The sequence below is a fragment of the Lysinibacillus sphaericus genome, from assembly GCF_002982115.1.
Taxonomy (GTDB): Bacteria; Bacillota; Bacilli; order Bacillales_A; family Planococcaceae; genus Lysinibacillus; species Lysinibacillus sphaericus.
In genome coordinates, this window is the sequence record NZ_CP019980.1 from 1061896 (window position 1) to 1087402 (window position 25507).

Below are 25507 nucleotides of genomic sequence, written 5' to 3' on the forward strand. Positions count from 1 at the left end.
CCAGTTAGACTGGTGGTTCTGATTTTTTGTAAGTATTTGCACTAGAAAGTGTATGCTATCATTAGGTACATAGGGAGGGAGTCTTATGATTCGAATTGGGTTAACAGGCTGGGGCGATCATCCTTCGTTATACAGTGGTGTGACTGCCTCAAAGGACAAATTATTTGATTATGCAGGTCATTTTTTAACAGTAGAAGTAGACACATCATTTTATGCTATTCCATCAGTTGATAATGTACGGAAATGGTGTGAACTAACACCGCATTCATTCCGTTTTGTGATAAAGGCTTATCAAGGAATGACCGGTCATTTACGTGGGGAAATCCCCTTTGAATCCAAAAATGATATGTTTAACGCGTTTATTGAGTGTGCCAATGAATTTAAACGTCATGGAAAATTAGCGATGGTACTCGCACAGTTTCCACCATGGTTTGATTGTCAGTCAAAAAATGTCCAATATTTATTGTATATTAGGCAACAATTAAAAGAGTTCGATGTGGCAATTGAATTTCGTAATCGCACGTGGTATGCAGACAAGCTTGTCCAGCAAACAATGGATTTCTTGCAGGAACATCAATTTATTCATACGATTTGTGATGAACCACAAGCGGGTATTGGCTCTGTTCCCTTTTACCCTGAAGTAACGGCAAATAGGGCACTTGTACGCATTCATGGTCGTAATATTCATGGTTGGCGTAATACTGGCAATATGGAAAACTGGCGCAAAGTTCGGTTTCTATATGATTATAATAAAGAAGAATTGCAACAACTCGGCCAGCATATTCAAGCTATACAGCCAAAGGTACAGGAGCTATTTGTGTTATTTAATAATAACTCAGGGTTGCATGCTGCGAAAAATGCAAAGGAGCTTCAGGAGCTATTAGCAATACGAGATGTTGGTTTAGCACCAAAACAATTAAATATATTTGAAGGAGAAATATAATGGAGTTTATTCTTTTAGTTATCATTGCACTAGCATCTGGGCTAATCGGCTCTCTTGTTGGGCTAGGTGGAGGGATTATTTTAGTACCGGCTACTTTATTTGTTGGGTTAAATCTTGGGTTGCTTCCAGATATAACACCGCAAAAGGTGGTTGGGCTATCTGTTGTGATGATGATTTTCACCGGGCTAGCATCAACATTAAGCTACATGAAATCCAAAACGGTGGATTATAAAAGTGGTTTTATATTTTTTTTAGGTAGTGTTCCAGGAACAATGGTAGGTGCATGGGTAAATAAAGGATTGGATTTACCTTCATTTAATTTATATTTTGGGGTATTGTTAATTGTTATATCGATAATTTTACTTGTACGCGATAAATTGAAACCTGTACAATGGTTTGTGAAAAATGGTACACAACACCAGTTTATCGATGCATCGGGACAAACATATGTTTACGGCTATCCGATTTGGTTTGCGTTGTTGTTCTGCTTTGCAGTTGGCTTTGCATCAGGATTATTTGGTATTGGTGGCGGCTCGATGGTTGTGCCTGCAATGATCATATTATTTTTATTTCCACCACATGTGGCAGTGGCAACATCCATGTTTATGGTGTTCTTAACATCCATTGTGAACTCGGCAAGCCATATTTATTTAGGTCATGTACCATGGCTTTATACGATTCCAGTTATTCCTGGGGCTTATATTGGAGCTAAGTTAGGAGCAGCACTCAATAAAAAAATTAAATCAGATACACTTGTCCTGGCACTTCGAATTATTTTATTATTATTAGGAATTCGTTCCATTATAGAGGGCTTATTGTAAAGAAGAGGTGGCTGGAATGCTAGAAAAAATTCATATTTTTCACACAAATGATTTGCATAGTCATTTTAAGTATTGGCCACGCATGCAAAACTATGTCAATGCGCAACGTGCTCAATATGCAGCTCTAGGGGAAACTAGCTTTTTAGTTGATGTTGGAGATCATCTAGATAGGTCAAATATTTATACAGATGCGACTATTGGTAAGGGAAATGTCCAATTATTAAACGATGCAGGTTATGATGTTGTGACAATCGGTAACAATGAAGGCATTACACTGTCTCATGATGAGTTGTTTCATCTATATGATGACGCGCAATTTGAAGTCGTAGTGGCGAACGTTAATGCCTCGAAGGGACAAAACCCAATATGGCTAAAGCCTTATGTTGTGTTAACTACAAAAAATGACACGAAAATCGCGGTTATTGCAGCGACAGCTATGTTCGAAATTTATTATAAGGAATTGCAATGGCAAATAGACGATGCACGAAGTTCCCTTATTCGATTAACCCATCAACTGCGTAAAGAAGTAGACATTGTTGTTTGTCTGTCACATTTAGGAATTACTGAAGATGAACTGCTCGCAGAGGAATGTCCTGAAATTGATGTTATCTTTGGGTCTCATACGCATCATACATTGCCAAATGGGAAGTTCATCAATGGTGTATTGCTTACTGGCGGAGGAAAATTTGGCCAATATACTGGACATCTCGTGATCGAATATGATAAAAAAACGAGAGAAATTGTTGAAAAAAAGGATACTTTAATTCATAATAAGGACTTGCCAATTGTTGAAAATGAAAATGAATTTTTGCTAACTTTAGAAGAAGAAGGCAAAAGGTTATTAGACAAGCCTGTATTTTCAACAGAAAAAATGTACAATAAAGAATGGTTCCATTACTCACAATTATCTCACTTATTTGCGCAAGCAATTATAGAAAAAAGCGGTGCAGATTGTGCGTTATTTAATGCAGGGATTTTTTTAGAGGGCCTTCCAAAAGGAACGGTAACCGCGCTTGATTTACATAAAATTTTTCCACATCCAATTAATTTATGTACAATCGAATTGTCGGTATCTGAAATAAAAGAGATTTTTCAGCAATCGAAAAATGAAGAGTGGCCCAATATGGAGCTTAAAGGATTAGGGTTTAGGGGCGTTGTTTTTGGTAAGATGCTGACGTATGGCTTTGCAATGAATGAGGAGCGTCAATTGCTCATTAATGGAAAGATTGCAGATAATGAACGTACTTATAAATTAGTAACGCTCGATTTGTTTACGTTCGGTTATTTTTATCCTAGCTTTAAATATGCAAAGAAAAAATATATTTTACCTGATTTTTTACGAAACATTATGTTAGATTATGGGCAAAGTTTCTTTAAGCGATAGATAAAATGCTTTAAGAATGGATTGGGGAAGAAGTCATGCGATTAATTTCAATCGATGTATTAAAAGAAGGAATGGTACTAGGAAGAACCATTTGGAATGAGGCAGGTCATCCACTTTTAAAGAAAGACGTTGTCATTAATGAACGTATTATTGAAAGACTTCAACAGTTGAATACGCATTATTTATATATTGATGACAAAATTTCTGAAGGCATTGAAGTCAAGGAGACAGTTCCTCCTGATGTCCGGAATAAAGCCATTTCAACTATTAAAGATTCTTTCCAATCATTGAATGGTTTAAGTACGGTGAATGCCTCTTATATACTGGATCAACAGTCGAAAGCGATTGTCACGATTGTCGATGAACTACTCTCAGCTATTACGGGTAATAATGAAATTTTAACGGTTTTAACAGATGCTTATTTATTTGATGAATATTTATATCAGCATTCTTTTCATGTGACTTTATACTCGATTGCAATAGCAAAAGAATTAGGTCATTCTGCTGAAGATCTTCGTTTAATTGGTATTGGTGCCTTATTGCATGATGTTGGAAAGCTTATGGTGCCGAAAGAGATATTAAAAAAACCAGGTCGCTTATCGCATGAGGAATTTGAGATGATGAAAATGCATACGCGTTACGGGTTTGATTTATTACGTAATTTGCATTCTATTTCCTTACTGGTTGCACATTGCGCTTTTCAACATCATGAACGCATTGATGGAAGTGGTTATCCACGTGGCTTAGTTGATTTTGAAATCCATCCATTTGCCAAAATAATTGGTGTAGCGGATGTATTCGATGCGGTGACGACAAATCGTGTATATCGTGAAAAAATGCTACCATCACAAGGGCTTGCCATTGTTGAAGCTGGCTCAGGCACTATTTATGATGCACGAATTGTGAATGCATTAAAAAGATCGGTTGTCCATTATCCGAATGGGCTGATTTTAAAATTATCAGATGGTCGCCGAGGCATTGTTTCTAAACAAAATACTTTGGATGCTGCTTTGCCATGGATTCGAATTTTTGAAGAGCGTAATGAATTACTTACAGCGACATATGAAATTAATTTAGTGGACTATCCAACTGTAAAAATTGATAGTATTGAAACTGATTATGTAGTACCAACGAGAGTCGTATAATTTGCTCCTCCTGTTCATACGTTGTAGAACAGGAGGAGATTTTTTTGTTTTTCCCTCGAAAAAGGATGAAATTGCGAACGAATCATAAAAGAGGAATGCAGCTCAATCGTTTAACCTTATTAATTGTCGCAAGTATTATTTGTATCGCATTATTTCTGTATTTTTTAAATGAGCGTCTTAAACCCACATATTTGGAATATGCAGAAGTGCAGACGAATAAAATTGCGTCGTATGTTGTTAGTAAAGCCATTAACTCACGTACTTCGAACGTATTGGACGTTAATGATATAATCGAAGATGTACCATCTGGTACGTCAGTGACCACAAAATTTAATACAGAAATTATTAATAGAGTGCGTGCAGAAACACTTGAACTTGTGAAAATGTATTTAGAACAAGCTGAGCATGGAGAATTGTCCCATTTACCGGATTTAGATAATGTTGAATATGATGTGAATAAAATTCAACAAGGAGATGGTATTGTCTTTTTCGTTCCGCTTGCACAGGCGGCAGATATTCCTTTACTCGGTAATTTAGGGCCTAAAATACCCATACGTTTTCATGTAATTGGCAATGTCCATAGTAATGTTACAGCGGATATTAGAGAATTTGGTATTAATAGTGCGTATGTCGAAGTTGGCATTCATATAGAAGTGAATGTCCAAATAATTGTGCCATTTGCTAGTAAGTCAACGACGGTATCACAGGATATTCCTGTAGCAATGGGGTTAACGAGAGGACCAGTACCAAACATTTATACGAATGGCACAGATGCGGTACAGCCATCTATAGAAGTGCCGGTGCCATATCAATAGAAATGTTAGGTTGAGAGTAAATGTTAGTTGTTGCAGTTCGTGTAATATGATACATTGACAACAGTGATGGTAGATCATATTCAACAAAAGATTACTTTGATAGGGGCGAAATTGTATGACATCCTGTAAACCTACTAGCAATGAAAAAGAAGAACATGTAAGAAAACCTGATTGGCTTAAAATTAAACTAAACACGAACGATGAATATAAGGGTCTTAAAAAGCTAATGCGTGAAAAAAATCTTCATACAGTATGCGAAGAAGCACGTTGTCCAAATATTCATGAATGCTGGGGTGAGCGTCGAACAGCGACAATGATGATCTTGGGTTCAGTTTGTACGCGTGCATGTCGTTTCTGTGCTGTAAAAACGGGTTTACCAAATGAGTTAGACCTTGCAGAACCAGAACGTGTGGCAGATTCAGTAGCAATTATGAACTTAAAACATGTTGTTATTACAATGGTGGCTCGTGATGATTTAAAGGATGGCGGTGCAGAAGTATTAGCGGAAACTGTGCGCGCTATTCGTCGTAAAAGCCCTTTAACATCAGTAGAAGTATTGCCTTCAGACCTTGGAGGTATTAAGGAAAATCTTCAACTTCTAATGGATGCAAGACCAGATATTTTAAATCATAATATTGAAACAGTACGTCGTTTAACGCCAAGAGTACGTGCGCGTGCAAAATACGAACGTTCTTTAGAATTTCTCCGTTTAGCAAAAGAGATGCAACCAGACATTCCAACAAAATCATCTTTAATGATTGGTTTAGGTGAAACGCATGAAGAAATTTTAGAAGTAATGGATGATTTACGTGCGAATAACGTGGATATTATGACAATTGGTCAATATTTACAACCGACTAAAAAACATTTACCTGTAAAAAAATATTATTCTCCGATTGAATTCGGTAAACTTCGCAAAATTGCAATGGAAAAAGGTTTCAAACATTGTGAAGCAGGCCCACTTGTACGCAGTAGTTACCATGCAGACGAGCAAGTGAATGCCGCAACAAAAGAGCGTCAATTACAAGCCGAAGTGTAATGTAATTTAGTAGACCTAGAAAGGTGGTGTCACTTTGATCATTATTGAAGGATATGAATACGAAGTTGTTGAAGATTACCGTGAAGCTTTTCAGGAAGAAGTCTTTAAGGAGCGGTACTCAGATATTTTAGTCAAGTATGATTATATTGTAGGCGACTGGGGTTATAATCAATTGCGGTTAAAAGGTTTTTTTGACGATAAAAATCAAAAATCTACCTTTGATACAAAAATCAGTACGCTGCAAGATTACTTATATGAGTATTGTAACTTTGGCTGTGCTTACTTTGTTTTGCATAAACGCGGTAAAGCTATTATGCAGCCTGATGTTGTAATAAATGAAGCTACCGAAGTGACAAAACCAAATGACAATGAACAGATAGCAGAATAGCTAATAACAACCTGATGCCAAATGTGCATCAGGTTTTTTTATGCGATGACGGCCGTTGAACAATGAACAGCCAAGTATAGTGTGTGTAATTTGGATATAATAGTACAAAAGATTAGTGCTTTAGCATTTATTGATTCTTATTAAAGGTGTGATTTTTATAAAAAGAGCAGTCTTTTTAGATCGAGATGGGGTTATTAACGAAGTGTTGACGAAAAGAGTTAAATTTGTGAATAAGCCGCAGCAACTTTTTTTCCTACCTCATGTGCCAGAGGCGATAAAAAAATTAAACGACTTTTTTGATTTTGTCTTTGTTGTAACCAATCAAGGTGGCGTAGGCTTAGGATTTATGAAAGAAGGACAGCTCAAAAAAATACACATGCATATGACAAATGAATTAAAGACACAAGGTGCTATCATTCATGAAGTCGTGTATTGCCCTCATAAACCAAAAGCTGGTTGTGATTGTCGGAAACCAAATAGCAAGTTAATTGTAGATCTTGCTGAAAAATACAATGTGGATTTATCAAAATCTTATATGGTGGGGGATACAGATACAGACATTATTGCAGGAAAAAGAGCTGGTACAAAAGGCGTTTTTTTAGGTAAATATGATCCACTTGCGGATGCCGTATTCCCAGATTTAATAAGTGCTGTTGACTGGATAATTGAGGATGCATATTAGTTTTTTTGTTTAAGTATAAATCATTTAAAAAAGGAAAGTTTATAAAGTGGAGGTGATAATTTTGGCTAACGAAAAGCAAAAGCAAAAGAAAAAGCAATTAGACCGTGAAGAGTACGGATATGGCTTTGATATTAGTGTAGATGATTTAGCTGTTATTGGGCAAAATAAACAAGCGAAAAAACAAAATGATAATGAAAACAAAAACAAACCACATAATAAAGATAACCCTTCCACTTTAAATAAATAATGATACATCAGGGGTTCTATTTAGTGTAATATTCGATAGACATGATGGGATTTTGACAAAAAAATTTCGCTATATGCCAAAGGGTCTATTGCAGTCCCAAGCAAATGGATTAGCGAAATTTTTTTATTTAAATCTTTAAACCGTATTAGTTTAGTAATTCCCGTAAGTATTCACGCAGTTCCACTGTCTCTTCTTCCGAACGGTTGTATACGTGTTCAAGGTAGCCAGGTTCTTCTACGTCGTCTGGTCCTATAATCGCAAAACGGCCAAATTGGATATCCATCACAAGTACTTTGCCAAAGAAGCGGCTAGATTGTAAAATGGCTAAATCGTAGCGTAGTTTTTGTCCTGCAAAACTAACAAAGCGTGTTTTTGTATCTTCTACATCATCATATAAGAAAAAACGTTCCATCTTTTAATCTCCTTCCAGTCCTATAGATATGGTACTATAGAAGAGAAAAGACTATCAACTTTAAATGATTTGAATGGGGGCTTTCCTTGTGTATTTTGTAGATCGAAATAAAATCACAACAAACTTACAGTACTTAGATAAACTATTAGCTATTTTGGAGACAGAGGATAACTGGCTACAAAATGATATGAAGAAATTAGCGCTCGAACGTATTGGGCATAATGTGATGGAATCAATGATGGATGTAGGTAACTTAATGATTGACGGTTTCATCATGCGTGATCCAGGTAGCTATGAGGATATTATTGATATATTAATCGATGAAAAAGTCGTATCAACTGATATGGAAGCATCGTTAAAAGCTGTTGTAGGCTTACGTAAAATGCTCGTTCGTGAATTCGCATCTGTAGATATAGCAGAAGTTGTGACGGTTTTAACAGCCAGCTTACCGGCTTTAAAGCAGTTTGCACCAGCAGTGAATAACTACTTAACAAATGAGCTAGGTCCCGTATCAGCATTTTTACCTGAGGATCATCAATGAAAACCTATAAGGCTTATTGCTTTGATTTAGATGGCACTGTCTACCGCGGAAAGGAAGGTATTCCTTCTGCGGTTGCTTTTATACAGCAATTACAGCAGCAAGGAATTGAGCCGTTTTACGTAACAAACAATTCCTCTAAAACGAGAGAGCAGTTACAAGAAGCTTTACACGCAGTTGGCGTAGAAGCACCACTTCATCATATTTATTCAAGTGCTTTAGTAACAGCAAAGTATGTAGCTATGAATTTCCCAGACAAAAGAGTAGCAATGATTGGCGCTGATGGGATTCGATTGGCGTTGTTAAATGAAGGAATTGAACCTGTAGACAATGAGCCAGATGTATTTGTTATGGGCATCGATCGCACATTAGATTATATGGCACTGGCAAAGGCTACAATTGCTGTACAAAATGGTGCTGCCTTTATTGCAACTAATCAAGATATTAAATTTCCAACAGAATATGGATTTTTACCTGGAAATGGCTCATTTGCGCGCCTAGTAGGAGAGGTTGCTGGGGTTGAACCAATCTACATCGGGAAGCCGTCTGCTGCAATGCTCGACATCATTGCGTTAGAGCATTGTTTTACAAAAGATGAGATGGTTATGATTGGTGATAACTACGATACGGACATTATGTGTGGTATTCATTTTGGCTGTGATACCATTCATGTCAATACAGGTGTAACACCAACAAGCGAAGTTTTAACAAAAGAACAGCAACCTACTTATTTAGTGGAAACGCTGGTTTAAAATTTTGCTCGAGGTATAAATTAACAAAGGATGTTATGCCGATTTTGGTATAACATCCTTTTCATATGTGTAACTTTATTTTGTTAGGACTCAAACTTTTTTTAAAATATATTGATGGTATCCATGTTGTCTACAATTACCATAATGGATTTTCATCAATAAATTGATATATAGCTTTTGTGAGCTCCTCTGGTGAAGCAGCTTCTACTAATTCACCATTGACAATCGCGTAAAAAGATTCAGAACACTTTGTACAGTAGCTAAGGCAGCCATATTCCAAAACATCGATATTTGGATCGCGTTCGAGTATTTCATAAGTTTTTTGTGAGCCATTTGCTAAATTACTTACACAAAATTCAACCATTGGATTCATATGTTCACCTCACCCTTGATATGCTACTAGCTTTTGAAACGTTCGTCAATGATTTAAATTGATTGAGTTAAAGTCGTTCCAGTTTATATGAATGCTGACTAACCGTTTATTTGTAGTGGGGATGCAAATTATTGCAAGATACTTTTGGATGTCACCAATTTTAAGTTAAACTTTTCGAGTCGGCTTATTTATTACGGGGCACAAATTCTGCCGAAATGTAATTGACTTTGGCATAATTGTTGTGTGAAAATGCAAAGAAGTAATCGATATTGTGAAATCTTTCACAAAAATGCAATCTTATATTGTGAAACTTCTCACAATCGGTTATACTCATTTGTGGATACTTTGTGAACAATTATAATTAGATACATTAAAGGAGACTATTATGGGGAAATTAGTACTTTTAGGTGGCGGCTACGGCAATATGCGTGTCATGCTTCGACTTTTACCAAACAACTTACCTTTGGACACGGAAATCGTGTTAGTAGATAGAGCGCCTTTCCATAGTTTAAAAACAGAATTTTATGCATTAGCAGCAGGGACTTCAACAGATAAAGAAATTCGTGTAAGTTTCCCAGAGCACGAGCGTTTAACGGCTGTGTATGGTGAAGCCGTTGGGATTAACCGTGCTGAAAAAGTAGTCATTCTAGAGGATGGGCAACGTATTGAATATGATGATTTAGTTATTGGTCTAGGCTGTGAGGACAAATACCATGGTGTACCAGGTGCAGAAGAGTACACATACAGCATTCAGACGATGGCAAAATCACGTGCAACATTCCAAGCGTTATGTGGTTTACCAGCAGGCTCAACTGTCGGCATTGTTGGTGCTGGTTTAAGCGGTATTGAGTTGGCGAGTGAGCTACGAGAAAGCCGTGCTGATTTAAAAGTAAAATTGTTTGACCGAGGTTCACGTATTTTAAAAGACTTCCCAGAGAAGCTTAGTAAATATGTGAAAGATTGGTTTACGAAACATAATGTAGATGTTATTGCAAATTCTAATATTACAAAAGTAGAACCAGGGAAAATTTTTAACCATGAAGAGGAAATACCACTAGATGCAGTAGTTTGGACTGCAGGTGTGCAGCCTGTTAAACTTGTGCGTGAAATGGATGTTGAAAAAGATCGTCAAGGTCGTCCGATTGTCACGCAATACTTTAATGTGTTGGATGATGAGCACGTCTATGTTGTTGGTGACTGCGCTTCTTCTGACTTTTCTCCTAGTGCACAATTAGCGGAGGAGCAGGCGGAGCATATCGTAAAAGTATTACGTATGCGTTGGAAAGGTGAGCGTTTACCAGAAAAAATGCCTGATATTAAACTAAAAGGTTTCATGGGATCATTAGGTAAAAAACAAGGCTTTGCTTACTTAGCAGATACAACTGTTACTGGTCGTATTGCACGTTTAATGAAATCTGGATTACTATGGATGTACAAATATCAAAATGATTAATGCGTTGCTCATATTCTTTTGAGCATACTAGTAAATAATAAAAGGGATTGCTCAAAGGTAAACTTGTGAACAATCCCTTTCATGTATTATTAAACGGTTTCGTCTGGTGTAAAGCCAAGATTTTCAAGTGCATTAAAGACCGGCTTTAATTGGACATACCCTTCTCCTACTACTTCATCATTGATGAGCACGAGTGGATAGAAAAATTCATCTTCTTGAATACGTCTAGCATAATCTAAATCACGTTCATTCTCAATTGGACCTTCAATATCGACATAACGAATAGCATAAGCTTGGTCTGGATATTTACGATCAATAGCGGCTTGCAACCACTCATATGTATCCTTAGAAGATGGTGCATTGACACAGCTAGCACAGATGACCGCAGTGCCATAAATTTCGATAATTGGTTTTGTTTGATCCATAGTATTTATTCTCCCTTGTGATTCTATATTGGATTTTTTCTGTTGCTAACATTATAATCATTATAAGGAAAGGAGTCGAGACAAATGGCAGAAGCAACAATTAACGACCAAGTTCAAGAAGTATTAGATAAATTACGTCCATTCTTATTACGTGACGGTGGAGACTGTGAATTAGTAGATGTAGAAGATGGCGTTGTAAAATTACGTTTATTAGGTGCATGTGGTAGTTGCCCTAGTTCTACGATTACATTAAAAGCAGGTATTGAACGTGCTTTATTAGAAGAAGTACCAGGGATTATTGAAGTAGAACAAGTTTTCTAACATTTACGTACAAAAAGTTCTAGCTAATTTTGGCTAGAACTTTTTTAATTTACGCTTGTCGAGATTTTTCTTTTTCTTCGCGAATCAGTGTCCATTGTTCCTTTGCCATATCGATAATTTTTGCTTCGCCACCAATACTTTGTTTCTCAATAACCTTAGAAAAGAAGCGTGTCGCATTTTCGATATCACCGATACGTCGTGATAGCTCGGCAATCATATACATAATGCGTACATCAGACATTTGAGTTGCGCTGTAATCCTCATTTGAATAGGAATCCATATAAAGATCTCGGGACATTTTCATAAAACGCTGCTCTTGACCTTCATTTTTTAATGAACGATATAACCACGCAAGACGTAAAGTTAGACCAGCAGTAGCAACGAATTTTTCTTTTTTAATCGTAGCGCATAAAAATGCTAATTTATAGGCTTGAATTGCTTGGAAGACCGTACGTTCACCTTTAAAATCATGGTGAACCCATTTTTCTGTAATTTGTGTCTTTATCTCATCTTGTACGCCAGGCGCAAAATATTTTGTAAAGTCCTCTGTAAAGGAGAAGCCACAATGCTCACAAACAAAAACATTGTAGTAAAGAGCATTGACATCGTCAGCATAAATCGGCTGAAAATCGGTTTCCGTATGATCCACTTTTATGAATTTAGAGCGTACTTTTAATGTTGGAAATTCTTTTTTACAATTAAGACATTGAATTTTTTTTTCATAATACGGTGAAATCTCCATAATATATACCTCTTTCATCGATGTAATTATAACTATTATACCAATAGATGCATTTAACACATGAATAAAAAATACTAATTAAGTGAAAATATCGGGAATTTTGCTAATAATCTACTTCAAGCTGAATGTTTGTCATACAATAGTCAAAATTGATATGATAAGTAAGAAGGAAGGTGATTGGGATGACAAGTTTAAAACAAGTAATAGACGTGACTGAAGCGGCTGCATTTCATATTAATGAAATGATGGAGCATAATGAGGAGCAAGGTTCTTTTTTACGCGTAGCTGTTAATGGTGGCGGATGTAGTGGTCTATCGTATGGCATGCATTTCGATAAAGAGAAAAAAGAAGACGATTTTGAAGATGTACAACATGGTTTAACGATTCTTGTTTCCCGCGAAGATGCGCCTATTTTAATGGGAACAAAAATTGACTATAAACAATCGTTAATGGGTGGTGGCTTCACCATCGACAACCCAAATGCCATCGCATCTTGCGGCTGCGGCACAAGCTTTAAAGCAGCAAAACGTGAAGGTACGCCTGAAGTTTGTGAATAATTAAACGTGATATAAATGTTGAAGAAGGGTTGTATAAGTCTATACATTCCCGATTATAAGTAAACACAACCCTAAATTAGCGTCATTAGGGCTGTGAATACCAAGCCTTTTTGATTTGTCTGTTGCGGAAAGCATCACAAATTGAGGAGGCTTTTTTGTATGGTTTAAAAAGAGTAAACAAACACAATGTAGAAAGAATATCCAAAAACTTTGAACAATCAATTGACCTTATGGATTCTGCTAAAAATGCAGAGGGGCTTCCTATTCTTATTATAGTAACTGCGTAAGAGTGTTCCTTCTTAATAACAGGAACCCAATCTTATTTTTCTTTTATAAAAAAGAAACCTGTTCCATTTTCTTGTGGTATAAATCCTTCTTCAATGGACATTTTTTCTATAGTGTTTTGTTCATGTGCTGTAATTACAGCTGTAACATCCTTTTTTTCAGTTGGCTCCCCTTTAATAAAAAAGAAACCTGTTCCATTTTCTTGCGGTACAAATCCTTCTTTAGCGGACATATTTTCTACCATTTTTTGTTCTTCTTTTGTTATAACCGTAGTAATATCTGTTTGTTCTTTAGCTGATCCTATATTGTCTTTTGCAAAACCAATTGTCAATGCTAAAACGCCTGTTAAACCAATAGTGAAGACTAATTTTCCTTTCATATAAAAACCTCCATTTGAATGTAGTTTGAACCAATAACATATTTCTTTATCATGTTTCCTTACACAATTTTATAAAGCAACTTAGAACTTCTCCGTTAGAGTTTCTCAATTTTTATTGTTATATTTTCTTCGCTAATTGTGATGTTTTCTGTTTCAGATACTTTCTTTATAGAATCTTTAATTATTTGTTTAATCATCTTATCATCAACTTTTGTATTCTTTGGAAAGCTTATTGATATATCAATAATTCCTTTAACGGGACTACCACTTACCATTATTCCTTCTATTGACTCACTATCCAATTCCGTTTGTTCTGTAATAGATGCCATTATTTCTGTTTTAAATTCTGAAATTAAATTTAATTCTTTTGATTCTGACATTACATTTGCATCATTTTCCTTGTTTTCCGTAATATCTATAATTTCCTCTTTATTGCAGCCAACTAACAAAATTGAACTAAAAACAATTCCTGAAAGCATAGCTTTTTTTAACACTTATACTCCTCCTTTATAAATAAATTACATATTTTGAAAAAATATCAATACTAAGTTTAACGATATATATTGGCGAAAGTTTCAATTTAAACATAATATCTTACCTTATTGAATTGATAAAAATGAGTAAAGATATAAACATAGAATGACTAAGGTATTTTCTAGAACGCCTTGATGTTCATTTAAAAAGTATATCGAGGTTGTGCACAGTCGAATCGAAGCAATGAAAGCGGATTGCATTTCTTGTTTATTCATTTATATTTAGCTTTAAAAATAGGTAAAATTTATTATGGAAACATATACAGTCAATAGTAAAAATGGTAGAATAGTGAAGATTAAAAGGAGGTCATTTGATTGAATATACTTAAGAAATGGTTTGTTGCAGCCTTTGTACTCATCATGTTATTTACTTTTCAGCACCAAGTAGCCGAAGCAGCAGACTACCGAACAGTGAAAGTTGTGAGTGGCTCCAGCTTAATTGTTAGAGAGTCGCCGAGTGATACAGCCAATTCGGTTGGTAATCTAGATAAGAACCAATTTGTAATAGAGTTTTCTACTTCTAATGGTTGGTCTCACATTCAAGCTGGTGATGTTAAGGGCTACGTTAATACTTCATTTTTAAGCGTTCCACCTTCAACAATAAAAATTGCAAATTCTAAAAGTGGTCTTGTTGTAAAATCTACGCCATCACTATCGGCAGCCACATTAGCGACATTGAAGTACAATATGGTCGTTGAAGATTATGGTTCAGTAGGGAATGGATGGTCCTATGTGCAATATGGTAATGTGATAGGCTATGTTAAATCCGATTTTATGGGAAAGACTAAAACATCGACTAAGTATGTAAATACAAGTAGTGGGGTTGTTGTTCGCAATATTGCCAGTCAATCTGGAGCTTCAGTAGGTTCATTAAGCAATGGTACACAAGTAACGGTACATTCTACATTAGTAGGGTGGTCTTATGTAACTGCTGGGAATGTTAAAGGGTATGTAGTCGATTCATTTTTATCGACAAAGAAACCTGTTGTACCTTTCAATAATATTAACTTTAAATTGTCTATTCGTGATGTAGAGAGAAATGAAAAATCAACGTTTATTCAAAAAATTCAAGACGATAGAGAAACTTATTTAATTTATGAGACGAAAAAATATGGCTATTTTGCAGAGTTAACATACATTTTTATAGGTGGACAATTAGAGTATATTAGCTATGATTTCTATCCAGATCAAAATAGTTATCATACATGGGATGAAATGTCTGTTTTACATGATATTCTGCATAGAAAGGGTGTTGCAGAATTTGGTAATGACTATCAGTTCACATATGAAAAATATAATAGTCTATATACTACTTGGGAAAAGAGTGGTTACAAGGCATTGCTAACAGTGCACGATAACTATCTTTATACAACGGCAAAATTAATATATTATCGTAAATAAAATTCATATAATTAGTAATATAGATTAAAGCCTTTTAAGTTGGTGCTTGCAAAAGCATAATGAATTTAAAAGGCTTTTTTGTATGGTTTTAAAGAAGGTGAAAATTGCAATGGAGAATGAATATTCAGTGTTAGTAATCGGGGGTATTTATAAAAAAACCTCACATTGTTGTAATGTAAACCTCCAATAGCGATTGAGAAAGCAGAATAAAAAGACTTGTGCTGAAAAGTCGTTCAAACGCACAAGCCTTCACAAAAGTATTTCTTTGAAAAATAGACTATCCTATTAAGATGTTAAGGATACCATGAAAGTTTAGCATCACTATCTAATGGTTTATTTTTTATTTCCTCACTCAAAGTATTGAACCATTGACTTGAAATTTCTTCTGCTTTGAGATTGATATCGTCATTATCTTCCCAGATAATATGAGAAAACCAAGCTCCTGTTGCCCATTCAAATTGCAGTTCAGCAAAAGAAATTTTAGGATGGTTCACTTGAATAAATTGATCATTTACTGCTTTAGAAACGTTAGAAGCTTGAGGTAGTAACTCATTTTGAATTTTTTCTATAATAGTAGGATTTTCAAGCTCATACCACTTCAATAGATGCCCATCAATTTGGTAAAAAATATGGAAAGATGGCTGTTGACCCATATCTATTAAAATAAAGGCACGTTCTACTGTGTTGTCAGTCGCCTTCACTGCGTTTACGATAATATTTTGTGCAATTTCCTTCCAAAAGTCATTTGCCTCATCTAATGGTGACGCTAGAGTAAACGCAGACTCAAGTTCAGAAATATCAGCTTCTGCTTTATTAACCTCTTCAACTTTTTTAAAAAATCTATTAAAGAACCCCATTAATTGCCCTACTCCCGATTTTATTTATGATAAATAATTTTAGTATTGTTGCTTATTTGTTAACTAAAACATATCTATTACAAATAATAACATATAAAAGTAATAATAAATAAATGGTTATGTAAATATTTAGGGGCATAGGGTGAGCATGGTGTTGTAGATAAGTTTACTTTGATTTTGGTGAAAGGGGATATTCGTACAATAAGAAAGAAGCTGCGATATATCTTTAGATAGAGATATTTGCGGCTTCTTTATGTACAGGTAAAAGATGGTTAGCTAAGTTTCGCTACTACATAATCATAAATTTCTTCTGAAGGTTTATCGAGTGCAATGGAGAATTCCGAAAATATAATTTCTTGTAAAGAGTGCAATAATTTTTCTTCTTGATTTGGGAATTTTTTTTCGTTCGCTTCATATTCAATCTTTTTGCGTAGCAGTGTATTTAAGAGGTTAGCTTGCTTTTGTCGATCGCCGGTTTTAATAATTTCTACGTGAAATCTCATACGATGTGTGTTTTGTTCAATCCATTCCACACCAGGAGACGTGAAGGATTGTAAAATTCGAATGGCTTCTTCTTTTTGAATAACATCTCTAAGCTGTTTTTTTGCATTATCAATAGGAGTACGTATCGTTAATTTTGAATCGTTTAGTGGTTGTAAAACGTAGTAAGTTTTAGTAATGTCGCTAAAGGTTTGTTCACAAATATCTTCAACTGAACAAAGTCCATGTGATGAATAAATGACTACATCGCCAACATTATACATGTATAATCCCTCCATCAAACATTATTGTCAACTTAGTTGACTAAATTAATTGTAAACAATAAAAGAACTTTTGTCAACTTAGTTGACGATGACTTCGTTTTTTTGTATAGTAATTACGAAAATTAGGGAATGAAGGTGAACGAGTTGAAGGACGAATTGCAAAATCGAGATGTCATTGATTTGTTGAGCGAACGTCATGAAATACTTCGCCGACTTGCTGAAGAGAAATGGAATAAACATAATACAGTCCATATATCCAACTCAGAATGGCATATTTTAAGCACAATTTATAAAAACCAACCGACTATTTCAGAAGTAACAAAAGTTGTGGATTTTTCTCGCCAAGCCACTCATAAATTTATTAAAAGTTTAGCAGCTAAAGGTTTGGTGGAAGTGAGCAACGCTGAGAATAGTAAAAAGCACAAAGTAATACGGATGACGAACTTCGGTGAACTGTGCTATGAGCAAAATGAACGGAATAAAGCAGAAATTGAACAGCAATTGGTTCGTACTATCGGAGAAGAGCAAGTAGCAAAATTAAAAAACATCTTACAACTTAATTGGATGGAGTGCCAGTCACCGAAACAATTCTGAATATTTCTTTTGCGCAGGATGCGTGTGCTTGAGTTTAAAGCTTCTGACTGCAAAGATATCGTCTTTTTTCTATAATTAAAACTTCTAACTATAGAAAGCTTAACGCTATAATATGGACATAGAGGTGAATGGATATGAAAAAAGATCGAGGCAAAGTTTGGTTAGGAGTTGCTGGTTGCACTGTCAATGAGCTTGGACAATGGCTTGTTGTCAAAAAGGCTTATAGTGGTTTAAAGGGGCGCTGGTCATTACCAGCAGGTTTTGTGAATGCAGGTGAAACAGTGGATGAAGCGATTGTTCGGGAATTAAAAGAAGAAACAGGTTTAGATTGCTATGTTTCGGGCTTAATAGGCTTCCGTACAGGTGTTATTCACGGTGAAGTTAGTGATAATATGGCTATTTTTTATTGTAAGATGAAAGACGAGCGACAACAGCTTTGTATTCAAGAAAATGAATTGTTAGAGGCAAAATGGTTATATCCATGGGAATTGGCACAGGATGAAATGACATCGGTCATGTTAAAGGAAATGGTTTCTAATCAGTTTGAACAGCATCAATTAGATGCCATTGAAGGTATCAATCCAGGAGAGGTATTCGGTTACACTTCTTACCGTTTGTTTTTTAAAAAATAATGCAAGGAACAGCTAGCTACATTTACTGAAAGTTGACGATTTACTAAAATATGACGAACATGCGAAATGAAGGATATGTTCATTGAAAGCACTCTCATAATCATGTAAACTAATGAGAGGAAAACGGAGGTTATACATACATGGGTGGTTCAGTTTCATTAGTACAGTTAATCATTTCAATTGTGTTATTTTTCGTCATGTTTTTTGGTATCGGATTCTTATTGAATATGTTACTGCGAATGACATGGTTAATGGCAATTGTATATCCAATTGTTGTTGTTTTTATTGTCGATGAAGTAAGCTTTTTAGATTATATTTTTAAACCTGGTTCAGCTTTCCCTGCGCTGTTGGAGAAATTGCAAGCACTTCAAACAGTAGATATTGCTATTTTATCTGGCGGCTTTGCAGGAGCGATTGTAGCAGGAATTGTAATGATTTATTTACGTAAAAGTGGATATCGAATGTTTTAGTCTTAACAAGAGACAATGTAATTATGAAAGGAGCTGGTTCGAGGATGTGAACCAACTCTTTTTTTATTGAATAAATTGATAGGCTATGATGGCGATAAAAATGCCAGTCAATGCTCCGAAAAATACCTCACTTCGCTTATGCCCAAGCAAGGTTTTTAATTCTTCCATTTTTTCTTGCCCATCCATTTGTGGCCAATCCTTTATATCACGTAACAATGTTTGAAAATCCTTGCGCAACTGATTTAAGACTACAGCATGTTGCCCTGCCTGGTATCGAACACCACTTGCATCATACATGACAATAAAAGAAAACATAGCCGCTATGGCAAAAATGGGAGAATCTAAGCCTGTTTCATAAGCGATGGACGTTGTTAACCCTGTAACAGAAGCGGAGTGTGAGCTAGGCATTCCTCCAGTGGATGTGAACAGTCCCCATTTTAATTGTTTGGTCATTAAAAAATGAATGGGGATTTTTACAAACTGTGCAAAAAGAACGGAAAAGAGGGCGACGAGTAGAGGAGTATTTTGAAGTATCGACATATTCATCACAACCTTCACTTGTAATTGCCTTTATTATAACATTCATTATTTTCTAAAAGAAGAAATAGCTAAATATTACGTGCATTTCTGAAAGTTAGGTATAATAGAAATATTGAATGGAGGAATATTTATGCATATTGTTAAAGAAGCAAAAACATTTGAAACGATTTCTACAGAAGTATTAGTGGTGGGGGTCACAAAACATCGTGAACAAATGCAAGATTGGGCAAGTTTTTCGACTTTTTACGGAGAATCTCTGAATGGGTGGCTTAGTGCAGGTGATGTTTCGACTGAACTAAAAGCCATTACGAAATTGCCATTTATGAAGGAGCATGCCCATCTAAAACGAATTTTGTTTGTTGGCTTAGATGAACGTAAAAACTTAACGGAAGGTGATTTACGTGCAGCCTTTGGTTTAGTCGGCAAAGAGCTAAATGCTTTAAAAGTGAAAGAGTATTCGATTTGGCTAGAGTCATTTACAACAGAAACAATAACGGTAGATGATGTTGCATTTTTAGCAGGTGAGGGCACAACGCTAGGTTATTATACAATTCCGCACTATAAAACAACTTCAAATGAAGTAGATAAGCGCATGGAAGCTGTACATTTCGTGACTACTGCTGAAGATTTAGATAATGTTGTAGCGAGCTTCGAGGTCGGAATTATTTATGCAGATGCCGTAAATGAAGCACGTAGCTTAATTAATCTTCCACCAAATTTATTAACAGCGACAGACTTAGCAAATTATGCACAGTCCCTTGCGATGGACTATGATTTTGAAGTGGAAATTTTAGATAAAGCCCAACTAGAGGAACTGGGAATGGGTGGTATTTTAAGTGTAAATCAAGGCTCATATGAGGAACCTCGCCTTATCACTTTAAAGTATAAAGCAACAGAAGATTTCACTGATCCGATTGGGCTTGTTGGTAAAGGTGTAACGTATGATACAGGGGGCTATTCTCTAAAACCTAAAGATTCAATGGTTGGAATGAAGGGTGATATGGGTGGTGCAGCAGCTGTGCTTGGCGCTATGAAAATTATTGGTGAATTACGCCCTAATAAAAACGTTGTAGCCGTTATTGGTTCTACGGACAATATGGTTTCGGATACAGCCTTTAAACCTGATGATGTGATTACAACGTATAGCGGTAAAACGGTTGAAATTTTAAACACTGATGCTGAAGGTCGTTTAGTACTGGCAGATGCTACTACATATGCTAAACAACAAGGTGCAACTGCGCTAATCGACGTTGCCACTTTAACTGGTGGTGTTATTACAGCTCTTGGTTTAGATAAAACGGGTGCGCTTTCTAATAACGATGCATTCTATGCGAGTTTTATGGAGGCAGCACAAGAGACAGATGAGTTTGTATGGCGTATGCCGTTAACAGAAAGTGATAAAAAGCGAATTCGGAAATCAGATATTGCCGATTTAAACAACTCTCCTGGTCGCGATGGCCATATGATTTTCGGAGGTGGCTTCGTAGGTGAGTTTGTTGGGGATTTACCATGGATTCATTTAGATATTGCAGGTACATCGGATGCAGTCTCTGCACATGATTTAGGACCAAAAGGCGGTACAGGTGTCATGGTGCGAACATTAGCAAACTTTGTGCAACGTTTAGGTGAAGAGAAATAGAGTAGGCAAAGGACTTGCGGTATATGTACCTCCCTTCATACGATAGAGAAAAAGGGAGGTAGCATATGCGGAATTTCGGAGGATATCCAGGAGGCTTCGGTGGCTTCTTTTGGCCAATTGGTGCACCATTTTTTGGAGGATTTTTAGGCGGTCTACTTGGATCACAATTTAACCAATATCCAAACTATCCTAATTATCCAAATTATCGTCCATACCCACCAGGTCCATTTTACCCGCCAGGTAGACCATACCCGAGGTATCGTAGACCATATTAATGTGAATTAAACGAGTGCCAGAAGTTTAACAATGGGCTCATTAAAAAGTAAAAAAGGTGAGGCTGGGACAAAGGAGAAAAGGTGTTAGATTGATGGCAATCAATCTAACACCTTTTTTGCTGCGCCGTTGTTGTCCGCTTCGGCGCGGTGCTTTTCACTCAGCACAGTAAGCCGTAACCCTCCCTAACGCGAGGAATGCCAGCGTCTTACGTTGTGTGCGTTCTGAGCAGGAGTCACCCCTTCCTACCAACAACTAGTGAACCCTTCTAAATTTTTATTTATTGCAAAAGTAAAAATAGCTAAGTTCTCCGTATAGCAAAAATTTATGAACACCTTTCCTCAATTTTTTAAGTTATGTCCAGTCTCATTTTTTTCGTATTGTAAATTTAAAATGATTGGTTTCGTCGTTTAACTTTTAAAATGAATAAAACAACTGTTGACAGAATATACTAAATTATTTATTATTCTTATTATATTACTAAGAATTAAAAATAAAAGCTGACTAGCAAACTAGAGGCTCTTATTATCCAAAGGCAGGACTGTGTCTATGGATAGTATGAGTCTCTTTTTTTATCGAATGAAAGGAGTGCAACGACATGGGGAAAGTGTTCATAGTAGGAGCGGGTCCTGGAGATGTTGATTTGATTACCGTGCGTGGATTGCGCTGCATTGAACAAGCGGATGTCATTTTATATGACAGACTGGTCAATAAGGATTTATTAGCCTATGCGAAAAAGGGTGCCAAGTTAATATTTTGCGGTAAGTTACCAAATCGGCATGCCATGATTCAAGATCATATTAATCATTCGCTTGTAAGCTATGCACAACAAGGTTTTATTGTCACAAGGTTAAAAGGAGGTGACCCTTTCGTTTTTGGTAGAGGTGCGGAGGAAGCTGAAGTACTTGCACAACACCATATACCATTTGAGGTCGTACCTGGTATTACATCTGGTATAGCTGCACCCGCCTATGCGGGAATTCCTGTTACACATCGAGATTTGAGTTCAAGCTTTGCAATGGTCACAGGGCATATGCGAGAAGGAAAAGATGATGGTATTCAATGGGAAAGTCTTGCTAAAGGAATCGATACCCTTGCGATTTATATGGGCGTTGGCAATTTGCCTTATATTCAACAGCAGTTACTGCAATATGGACGTGATGCGCAAACGCCTGTCGCACTTATTCATTGGGGAACGTGTGCACAACAAAAAACGGTGCTAGGTACATTGGCAACTATTGTGGATGTCGTACAACAAGAAGAAATTCAAAATCCGAGCATGATTGTAATTGGTAAGGTGGTGACATTAAGGGAAAAAATCCAATGGTTTGAGGAAGTTTGTCCACAAATGCCTTTTAAAGAGATGTCAGTATAAGGAAGTGTTTTGATGCAAGCGATTTTATATGTAGCACATGGCAGTCGTGTGAAAGCTGGTGTAGAGCAAGCAGTTGCATTTCTACAACGTGTGCAACAGGACATTGCATTACCAATACAAGAAATTTGTTTTTTGGAACTAGCCGAGCCGACGATTGCACAAGGTATAGAAAACTGCTTCCGCCAAGGAGCAACGGACATTGCGATTATGCCAATTTTGTTGTTAGCCGCTCAGCATGCCAAGCATGATATTCCCAAGGAAATTGACAAAGCAAGAAAGCAATATCCAACAGTACATTTTACATACGGTGAACCACTCGGCGTACATGAACTATTAATTGATACACTTCAAAAACGAATTTTAGAAACACAGCTCCATTTTAACAATGCAAGTGTATTACTGATTGGACGTGGCAGTAGTGATCCAGCAGTAAGAGAGGATTTAACAAAAATCGCATTAAGATTACGCGATAAATATGGTTATGGAAAGGTCGATACGTGCTTTTTATACGGAGCGGGTCCTAATTTGGAGGAATGGTTAGCACAAAGAAAACAAGACAATGAGCAGGTATTTATTGTGCCGTATTTATTGTTTACAGGCATTTTACGTCAAAGTATAGCCAAACGTTTACAAGGATATGAGGTAAATAACATGATTTTATGTAATAGCTTGGGCTATGACGATAATGTAAGAAAAGTATTAGTGGAACGTATTATGGACTTAATAAAACGAAATTATTTGGAGGAAGGGTGTTTTTCGTAATGGTAGATAAAAGAAAAGAAAATATAAATCTAGCATTAGATAATGTCCGACAAATTTTAAATACAGTTAACCATGGCTCGATTACATTAACTGTTCAAAACTTTTACGTTGTACAAATTGAAAAGAAAGAAAAAATACGTCTTAGATAATTTAATAATGATACGTGAGGTGGCTTAGTTGAAACTGCAAGTAATTAACAGTCCTTTTAATGAGGAACAGGTGAAGCTATTAAATGAACTTCTACCTAAATTAACTAGAGAACAAAAAATATGGTTGAATGGTTACTTAAGTGCTCCACTAACAACAGTAGATACCGTTGTAGAAGAAGCAGTATTGTCGGTAGTACCCGAGACGAAAACGGTGACGCTATTATATGGCTCACAAACTGGAAATAGCCAAGGACTCGCTGAAAAATTTGCAGCTGCGTTAAAAGCAAATGATATTGAGGTGACTGTCACATCTTTAGCAAAGTTTAAGCCAAATAATTTGAAGAAAATAACGAATCTTTTGCTCGTAGTGAGTACGCATGGTGAAGGGGAACCACCCGACCAAGCAATTCAATTCTATGAATTTTTGCACAGTAAGCGTGCGCCTAAATTAGAACATCTGCACTTTTCTGTCTTGGCATTAGGAGATAGCTCATATGAATTCTTCTGTAAAACTGGGCAGGATTTTGACGCACAATTTGAAAAGTTAGGCGCGAAACGTATCGTTCCACGTAGAGACTGTGATGTTGATTACGATGAACCAGCAGCCGAATGGTTTACAGCTGTTCAACAGGCATTATTACAGCAAAGCGATACAGCGATTGTCTCGCATGCAACGCCATTATTAGAAGAAGAAGCTACATATTCTCGCAAACATCCGTATTATGCCGAAGTACTGGAAAATATCAATTTAAATGGGCGTGGCTCGAATAAGGAAACACGTCATATTGAGTTGTCCATTGAAGGTGCAAATTTACATTTTGAGCCTGGAGATAGCATTGGTATTTTGCCAGAAAATGATGAATCTTTAGTAGATGCATTAATCACAGCCTTACAGTTTCATCCCCAAACAGAAGTAACGGTGTTTGAGGAATCTATGCAATTAAAAGAGGCGCTCCAAAAAAAATTAGAAATTACAGTGTTGTCGAAGCCTCTTTTACAAAAAATAAGTGCTTTTACGGTGCATAAAGCATTGGCAGAGCTATGTGAAAGTGCTACAGCATGGAAGGATTACGCAAGAGGAAGAGATTTACTTGATGTCGTTGAAGATTTTGCTCCTTTTACTTGGGATGCACAACAGTTTGTAGCCCTTCTTCGTAAAATTCCAGCGAGATTGTATTCCATTGCTAGTAGCCAATTGGCCAATAGTGATGAAGTCCATTTAACAATTGCTAAAGTGAGTTATGAAACGAATGGTCGAAAGCGTTTGGGCGTGTGTTCGGGCAGTATTGCAGAGCGAATTCAAGTGGGCGATACATTACCGATTTATGTCCATAAAAATCCAAACTTTAGATTGCCAGAACAAGCAGATACACCAATTATTATGATTGGTGCGGGCACAGGTGTTGCGCCGTATCGTGCTTTTTTAGAGCAGCGAGAGGAATTAGGAATAACAGGGGATTCTTGGCTGATTTTTGGCGATCAACATTTTGTCACCGATTTCCTTTATCAAACAGATTGGCAGCGTTGGCTTGCTTCAGGCACATTAGCTCAAATGGATGTTGCTTTCTCACGTGATACAGATAAAAAAGTATACGTCCAACATAAAATTCACGAAAAGGCACAAGTATTTTATGAATGGCTTGAGCAAGGGGCTGTTATTTACGTTTGTGGTGATGAAAAATCGATGGCTGCTGATGTTGATCAAACAATCTGTCGCATTATTGAGCAGCAAGGGCATAAAACGCCTGAGGAAGCGAAAGCGTATATCAATGATTTGAAACAGCAGAAGCGCTACCAACGTGATGTTTATTAGTAAA

Annotated in this window: 34 protein-coding genes; 25 read left to right on the forward strand and 9 right to left on the reverse strand. The window is 36.4% G+C overall.

Going from position 1 to position 25507, the window contains the following annotated elements; translation table 11 throughout:
• Positions 1-85 precede the first annotated feature (85 nt).
• The 9 genes from LS41612_RS05230 (at position 86) to LS41612_RS05270 (ending at position 7464) form a co-directional block, all read left to right on the forward strand.
• Positions 86-943 (forward strand): DUF72 domain-containing protein, encoded by an 858-nt coding sequence (locus tag LS41612_RS05230; RefSeq protein ID WP_024364826.1) that lies wholly within the window; start codon positions 86-88, stop codon positions 941-943.
• Positions 943-1764, forward strand: a complete 822-nt coding sequence (locus LS41612_RS05235) for a sulfite exporter TauE/SafE family protein (RefSeq protein WP_024364827.1) — start codon at positions 943-945, stop codon at positions 1762-1764. Before LS41612_RS05230 ends, LS41612_RS05235 begins: the two co-directional genes overlap by 1 nt.
• A 16-nt stretch (positions 1765-1780) precedes the next feature.
• The gene (locus tag LS41612_RS05240) at positions 1781-3148 is read left to right on the forward strand and encodes a bifunctional metallophosphatase/5'-nucleotidase (protein WP_024364828.1); all 1368 of its coding nucleotides are present in this window, start codon (positions 1781-1783) and stop codon (positions 3146-3148) included.
• A gap of 35 nt (positions 3149-3183) precedes the next feature.
• The gene (locus LS41612_RS05245; RefSeq protein WP_024364829.1) at positions 3184-4293 is read left to right on the forward strand and encodes an HD-GYP domain-containing protein; all 1110 of its coding nucleotides are present in this window, start codon (positions 3184-3186) and stop codon (positions 4291-4293) included.
• Positions 4294-4337: 44 nt separating this feature from the next.
• Positions 4338-5108: a sporulation protein YunB gene (gene yunB, locus LS41612_RS05250; protein WP_024364830.1), complete on the forward strand. Its 771-nt coding sequence runs from the start codon at positions 4338-4340 to the stop codon at positions 5106-5108.
• 115 nt (positions 5109-5223) lie between these two features.
• Complete coding sequence (gene lipA, locus LS41612_RS05255; RefSeq protein ID WP_024364831.1) at positions 5224-6147, forward strand: lipoyl synthase; 924 nt, start codon at positions 5224-5226, stop codon at positions 6145-6147.
• A gap of 34 nt (positions 6148-6181) precedes the next feature.
• The gene (locus LS41612_RS05260) at positions 6182-6535 is read left to right on the forward strand and encodes a YutD family protein (protein ID WP_024364832.1); all 354 of its coding nucleotides are present in this window, start codon (positions 6182-6184) and stop codon (positions 6533-6535) included.
• Between the two features lie 157 nt (positions 6536-6692).
• On the forward strand, positions 6693-7217 hold the full coding sequence (locus tag LS41612_RS05265; RefSeq protein WP_024364833.1) for a D-glycero-alpha-D-manno-heptose-1,7-bisphosphate 7-phosphatase: 525 nt from the start codon (positions 6693-6695) through the stop codon (positions 7215-7217).
• A 61-nt stretch (positions 7218-7278) separates the two neighbouring features.
• A complete protein-coding gene (locus LS41612_RS05270) occupies positions 7279-7464 on the forward strand; it encodes a hypothetical protein (protein WP_370510647.1) in 186 nt (61 codons plus the stop codon).
• A 145-nt stretch (positions 7465-7609) separates the two neighbouring features.
• Here the strand turns inward: LS41612_RS05270 and LS41612_RS05275 are convergent, their stop codons facing one another.
• Positions 7610-7876: a DUF3055 domain-containing protein gene (locus LS41612_RS05275; RefSeq protein WP_024364835.1), complete on the reverse strand. Its 267-nt coding sequence runs from the start codon at positions 7874-7876 to the stop codon at positions 7610-7612.
• Positions 7877-7964: 88 nt separating this feature from the next.
• Here LS41612_RS05275 and LS41612_RS05280 point away from each other — a divergent pair, with 88 nt between their 5' ends.
• Positions 7965-8417 (forward strand): DUF86 domain-containing protein, encoded by a 453-nt coding sequence (locus tag LS41612_RS05280; RefSeq protein WP_024364836.1) that lies wholly within the window; start codon positions 7965-7967, stop codon positions 8415-8417.
• Positions 8414-9166, forward strand: a complete 753-nt coding sequence (locus LS41612_RS05285; protein ID WP_024364837.1) for a TIGR01457 family HAD-type hydrolase — start codon at positions 8414-8416, stop codon at positions 9164-9166. Before LS41612_RS05280 ends, LS41612_RS05285 begins: the two co-directional genes overlap by 4 nt.
• Positions 9167-9302: 136 nt before the next feature.
• Here LS41612_RS05285 and LS41612_RS05290 read toward each other — a convergent pair whose 3' ends face one another.
• Positions 9303-9539, reverse strand: a complete 237-nt coding sequence (locus tag LS41612_RS05290) for a YuzB family protein (protein ID WP_024364838.1) — start codon at positions 9537-9539, stop codon at positions 9303-9305.
• A 385-nt stretch (positions 9540-9924) separates the two neighbouring features.
• On the opposite strand from LS41612_RS05290, the gene LS41612_RS05295 reads away from it, so the two are divergent.
• Positions 9925-10992 (forward strand): NAD(P)/FAD-dependent oxidoreductase, encoded by a 1068-nt coding sequence (locus LS41612_RS05295; RefSeq protein WP_024364839.1) that lies wholly within the window; start codon positions 9925-9927, stop codon positions 10990-10992.
• An 89-nt stretch (positions 10993-11081) separates the two neighbouring features.
• On the opposite strand, the gene LS41612_RS05300 is transcribed toward LS41612_RS05295, so the two are convergent.
• Positions 11082-11417, reverse strand: a complete 336-nt coding sequence (locus LS41612_RS05300; RefSeq protein ID WP_024364840.1) for a YuzD family protein — start codon at positions 11415-11417, stop codon at positions 11082-11084.
• An 84-nt stretch (positions 11418-11501) separates the two neighbouring features.
• Between LS41612_RS05300 and LS41612_RS05305 the strand changes: the two genes are divergently transcribed.
• Positions 11502-11738 carry a NifU family protein gene (locus LS41612_RS05305; protein ID WP_024364841.1) on the forward strand — a complete coding sequence of 79 codons (237 nt, stop codon included), beginning with the start codon at positions 11502-11504 and terminating at the stop codon, positions 11736-11738.
• A gap of 49 nt (positions 11739-11787) precedes the next feature.
• Here the strand turns inward: LS41612_RS05305 and LS41612_RS05310 are convergent, their stop codons facing one another.
• Complete coding sequence (locus tag LS41612_RS05310) at positions 11788-12480, reverse strand: DUF2225 domain-containing protein (protein WP_024364842.1); 693 nt, start codon at positions 12478-12480, stop codon at positions 11788-11790.
• 182 nt (positions 12481-12662) lie between these two features.
• On the opposite strand from LS41612_RS05310, the gene LS41612_RS05315 reads away from it, so the two are divergent.
• Complete coding sequence (locus LS41612_RS05315; protein WP_024364843.1) at positions 12663-13037, forward strand: HesB/IscA family protein; 375 nt, start codon at positions 12663-12665, stop codon at positions 13035-13037.
• 155 nt (positions 13038-13192) lie between these two features.
• On the forward strand, positions 13193-13324 hold the full coding sequence (locus LS41612_RS23670; protein WP_255313804.1) for a hypothetical protein: 132 nt from the start codon (positions 13193-13195) through the stop codon (positions 13322-13324).
• A gap of 32 nt (positions 13325-13356) precedes the next feature.
• Here the strand turns inward: LS41612_RS23670 and LS41612_RS05320 are convergent, their stop codons facing one another.
• Positions 13357-13701, reverse strand: coding sequence for a hypothetical protein (locus LS41612_RS05320; RefSeq protein WP_024364844.1), 345 nt, complete (start codon positions 13699-13701; stop codon positions 13357-13359).
• A gap of 95 nt (positions 13702-13796) precedes the next feature.
• Positions 13797-14195 (reverse strand): hypothetical protein, encoded by a 399-nt coding sequence (locus LS41612_RS05325; protein WP_024364845.1) that lies wholly within the window; start codon positions 14193-14195, stop codon positions 13797-13799.
• Between the two features lie 354 nt (positions 14196-14549).
• On the opposite strand from LS41612_RS05325, the gene LS41612_RS05330 reads away from it, so the two are divergent.
• Entirely contained in the window at positions 14550-15635 is a 1086-nt protein-coding gene (locus LS41612_RS05330) for an SH3 domain-containing protein (protein ID WP_024364846.1), read from the forward strand.
• A 293-nt stretch (positions 15636-15928) separates the two neighbouring features.
• Here LS41612_RS05330 and LS41612_RS05335 read toward each other — a convergent pair whose 3' ends face one another.
• Complete coding sequence (locus tag LS41612_RS05335) at positions 15929-16492, reverse strand: hypothetical protein (protein WP_024364847.1); 564 nt, start codon at positions 16490-16492, stop codon at positions 15929-15931.
• A 272-nt stretch (positions 16493-16764) separates the two neighbouring features.
• Positions 16765-17256, reverse strand: coding sequence for a CarD family transcriptional regulator (locus LS41612_RS05340; protein ID WP_024364848.1), 492 nt, complete (start codon positions 17254-17256; stop codon positions 16765-16767).
• Positions 17257-17391: 135 nt separating this feature from the next.
• Between LS41612_RS05340 and LS41612_RS05345 the strand changes: the two genes are divergently transcribed.
• The 3 genes from LS41612_RS05345 to LS41612_RS05355 all read left to right on the forward strand — a co-directional run bounded on the left by LS41612_RS05345 (position 17392) and on the right by LS41612_RS05355 (position 18952).
• Entirely contained in the window at positions 17392-17850 is a 459-nt protein-coding gene (locus tag LS41612_RS05345; protein ID WP_305981546.1) for a MarR family winged helix-turn-helix transcriptional regulator, read from the forward strand.
• 134 nt (positions 17851-17984) lie between these two features.
• Positions 17985-18482, forward strand: coding sequence for an NUDIX hydrolase (locus LS41612_RS05350; protein WP_024364850.1), 498 nt, complete (start codon positions 17985-17987; stop codon positions 18480-18482).
• A gap of 140 nt (positions 18483-18622) precedes the next feature.
• Entirely contained in the window at positions 18623-18952 is a 330-nt protein-coding gene (locus tag LS41612_RS05355; RefSeq protein ID WP_024364851.1) for a YuiB family protein, read from the forward strand.
• 63 nt (positions 18953-19015) lie between these two features.
• Here the strand turns inward: LS41612_RS05355 and LS41612_RS05360 are convergent, their stop codons facing one another.
• A complete protein-coding gene (locus LS41612_RS05360) occupies positions 19016-19498 on the reverse strand; it encodes a divergent PAP2 family protein (protein ID WP_036205676.1) in 483 nt (160 codons plus the stop codon).
• Between the two features lie 124 nt (positions 19499-19622).
• Between LS41612_RS05360 and LS41612_RS05365 the strand changes: the two genes are divergently transcribed.
• From LS41612_RS05365 to LS41612_RS05390, 6 genes are all read left to right on the forward strand, one after another.
• Entirely contained in the window at positions 19623-21131 is a 1509-nt protein-coding gene (locus LS41612_RS05365) for a leucyl aminopeptidase (RefSeq protein WP_024364853.1), read from the forward strand.
• Positions 21132-21196: 65 nt separating this feature from the next.
• Positions 21197-21406 carry a hypothetical protein gene (locus tag LS41612_RS05370; RefSeq protein WP_024364854.1) on the forward strand — a complete coding sequence of 70 codons (210 nt, stop codon included), beginning with the start codon at positions 21197-21199 and terminating at the stop codon, positions 21404-21406.
• 596 nt (positions 21407-22002) lie between these two features.
• A complete protein-coding gene (cobA, locus tag LS41612_RS05375) occupies positions 22003-22779 on the forward strand; it encodes a uroporphyrinogen-III C-methyltransferase (RefSeq protein WP_024364855.1) in 777 nt (258 codons plus the stop codon).
• Positions 22780-22791: 12 nt separating this feature from the next.
• Entirely contained in the window at positions 22792-23541 is a 750-nt protein-coding gene (locus tag LS41612_RS05380; RefSeq protein WP_024364856.1) for a sirohydrochlorin chelatase, read from the forward strand.
• The gene (locus LS41612_RS05385) at positions 23529-23690 is read left to right on the forward strand and encodes a YezD family protein (RefSeq protein ID WP_227665373.1); all 162 of its coding nucleotides are present in this window, start codon (positions 23529-23531) and stop codon (positions 23688-23690) included. The genes LS41612_RS05380 and LS41612_RS05385 overlap by 13 nt, the downstream gene beginning before the upstream one ends.
• Before the next feature lie 28 nt (positions 23691-23718).
• On the forward strand, positions 23719-25503 hold the full coding sequence (locus tag LS41612_RS05390; protein WP_024364857.1) for an assimilatory sulfite reductase (NADPH) flavoprotein subunit: 1785 nt from the start codon (positions 23719-23721) through the stop codon (positions 25501-25503).
• Positions 25504-25507: the final 4 nt, after the last annotated feature.

Coding starts and splice junctions, on each gene's coding strand:
- LS41612_RS05230 (WP_024364826.1), top strand. CDS start 86: ATGATTCGAATTGGGTTAACAGGCTGGGGCGATCATCCTTCGTTATAC.
- LS41612_RS05235 (WP_024364827.1), top strand. CDS start 943: ATGGAGTTTATTCTTTTAGTTATCATTGCACTAGCATCTGGGCTAATC.
- LS41612_RS05240 (WP_024364828.1), top strand. CDS start 1,781: ATGCTAGAAAAAATTCATATTTTTCACACAAATGATTTGCATAGTCAT.
- LS41612_RS05245 (WP_024364829.1), top strand. CDS start 3,184: ATGCGATTAATTTCAATCGATGTATTAAAAGAAGGAATGGTACTAGGA.
- lipA (WP_024364831.1), top strand. CDS start 5,224: ATGACATCCTGTAAACCTACTAGCAATGAAAAAGAAGAACATGTAAGA.
- LS41612_RS05275 (WP_024364835.1), bottom strand. CDS start 7,876: ATGGAACGTTTTTTCTTATATGATGATGTAGAAGATACAAAAACACGC.
- LS41612_RS05285 (WP_024364837.1), top strand. CDS start 8,414: ATGAAAACCTATAAGGCTTATTGCTTTGATTTAGATGGCACTGTCTAC.
- LS41612_RS05290 (WP_024364838.1), bottom strand. CDS start 9,539: ATGAATCCAATGGTTGAATTTTGTGTAAGTAATTTAGCAAATGGCTCA.
- LS41612_RS05295 (WP_024364839.1), top strand. CDS start 9,925: ATGGGGAAATTAGTACTTTTAGGTGGCGGCTACGGCAATATGCGTGTC.
- LS41612_RS05300 (WP_024364840.1), bottom strand. CDS start 11,417: ATGGATCAAACAAAACCAATTATCGAAATTTATGGCACTGCGGTCATC.
- LS41612_RS05305 (WP_024364841.1), top strand. CDS start 11,502: ATGGCAGAAGCAACAATTAACGACCAAGTTCAAGAAGTATTAGATAAA.
- LS41612_RS05310 (WP_024364842.1), bottom strand. CDS start 12,480: ATGGAGATTTCACCGTATTATGAAAAAAAAATTCAATGTCTTAATTGT.
- LS41612_RS05315 (WP_024364843.1), top strand. CDS start 12,663: ATGACAAGTTTAAAACAAGTAATAGACGTGACTGAAGCGGCTGCATTT.
- LS41612_RS05320 (WP_024364844.1), bottom strand. CDS start 13,701: ATGAAAGGAAAATTAGTCTTCACTATTGGTTTAACAGGCGTTTTAGCA.
- LS41612_RS05335 (WP_024364847.1), bottom strand. CDS start 16,492: ATGGGGTTCTTTAATAGATTTTTTAAAAAAGTTGAAGAGGTTAATAAA.
- LS41612_RS05340 (WP_024364848.1), bottom strand. CDS start 17,256: ATGTATAATGTTGGCGATGTAGTCATTTATTCATCACATGGACTTTGT.
- LS41612_RS05350 (WP_024364850.1), top strand. CDS start 17,985: ATGAAAAAAGATCGAGGCAAAGTTTGGTTAGGAGTTGCTGGTTGCACT.
- LS41612_RS05355 (WP_024364851.1), top strand. CDS start 18,623: ATGGGTGGTTCAGTTTCATTAGTACAGTTAATCATTTCAATTGTGTTA.
- LS41612_RS05360 (WP_036205676.1), bottom strand. CDS start 19,498: ATGAATATGTCGATACTTCAAAATACTCCTCTACTCGTCGCCCTCTTT.
- LS41612_RS05365 (WP_024364853.1), top strand. CDS start 19,623: ATGCATATTGTTAAAGAAGCAAAAACATTTGAAACGATTTCTACAGAA.
- LS41612_RS05370 (WP_024364854.1), top strand. CDS start 21,197: ATGCGGAATTTCGGAGGATATCCAGGAGGCTTCGGTGGCTTCTTTTGG.
- cobA (WP_024364855.1), top strand. CDS start 22,003: ATGGGGAAAGTGTTCATAGTAGGAGCGGGTCCTGGAGATGTTGATTTG.
- LS41612_RS05380 (WP_024364856.1), top strand. CDS start 22,792: ATGCAAGCGATTTTATATGTAGCACATGGCAGTCGTGTGAAAGCTGGT.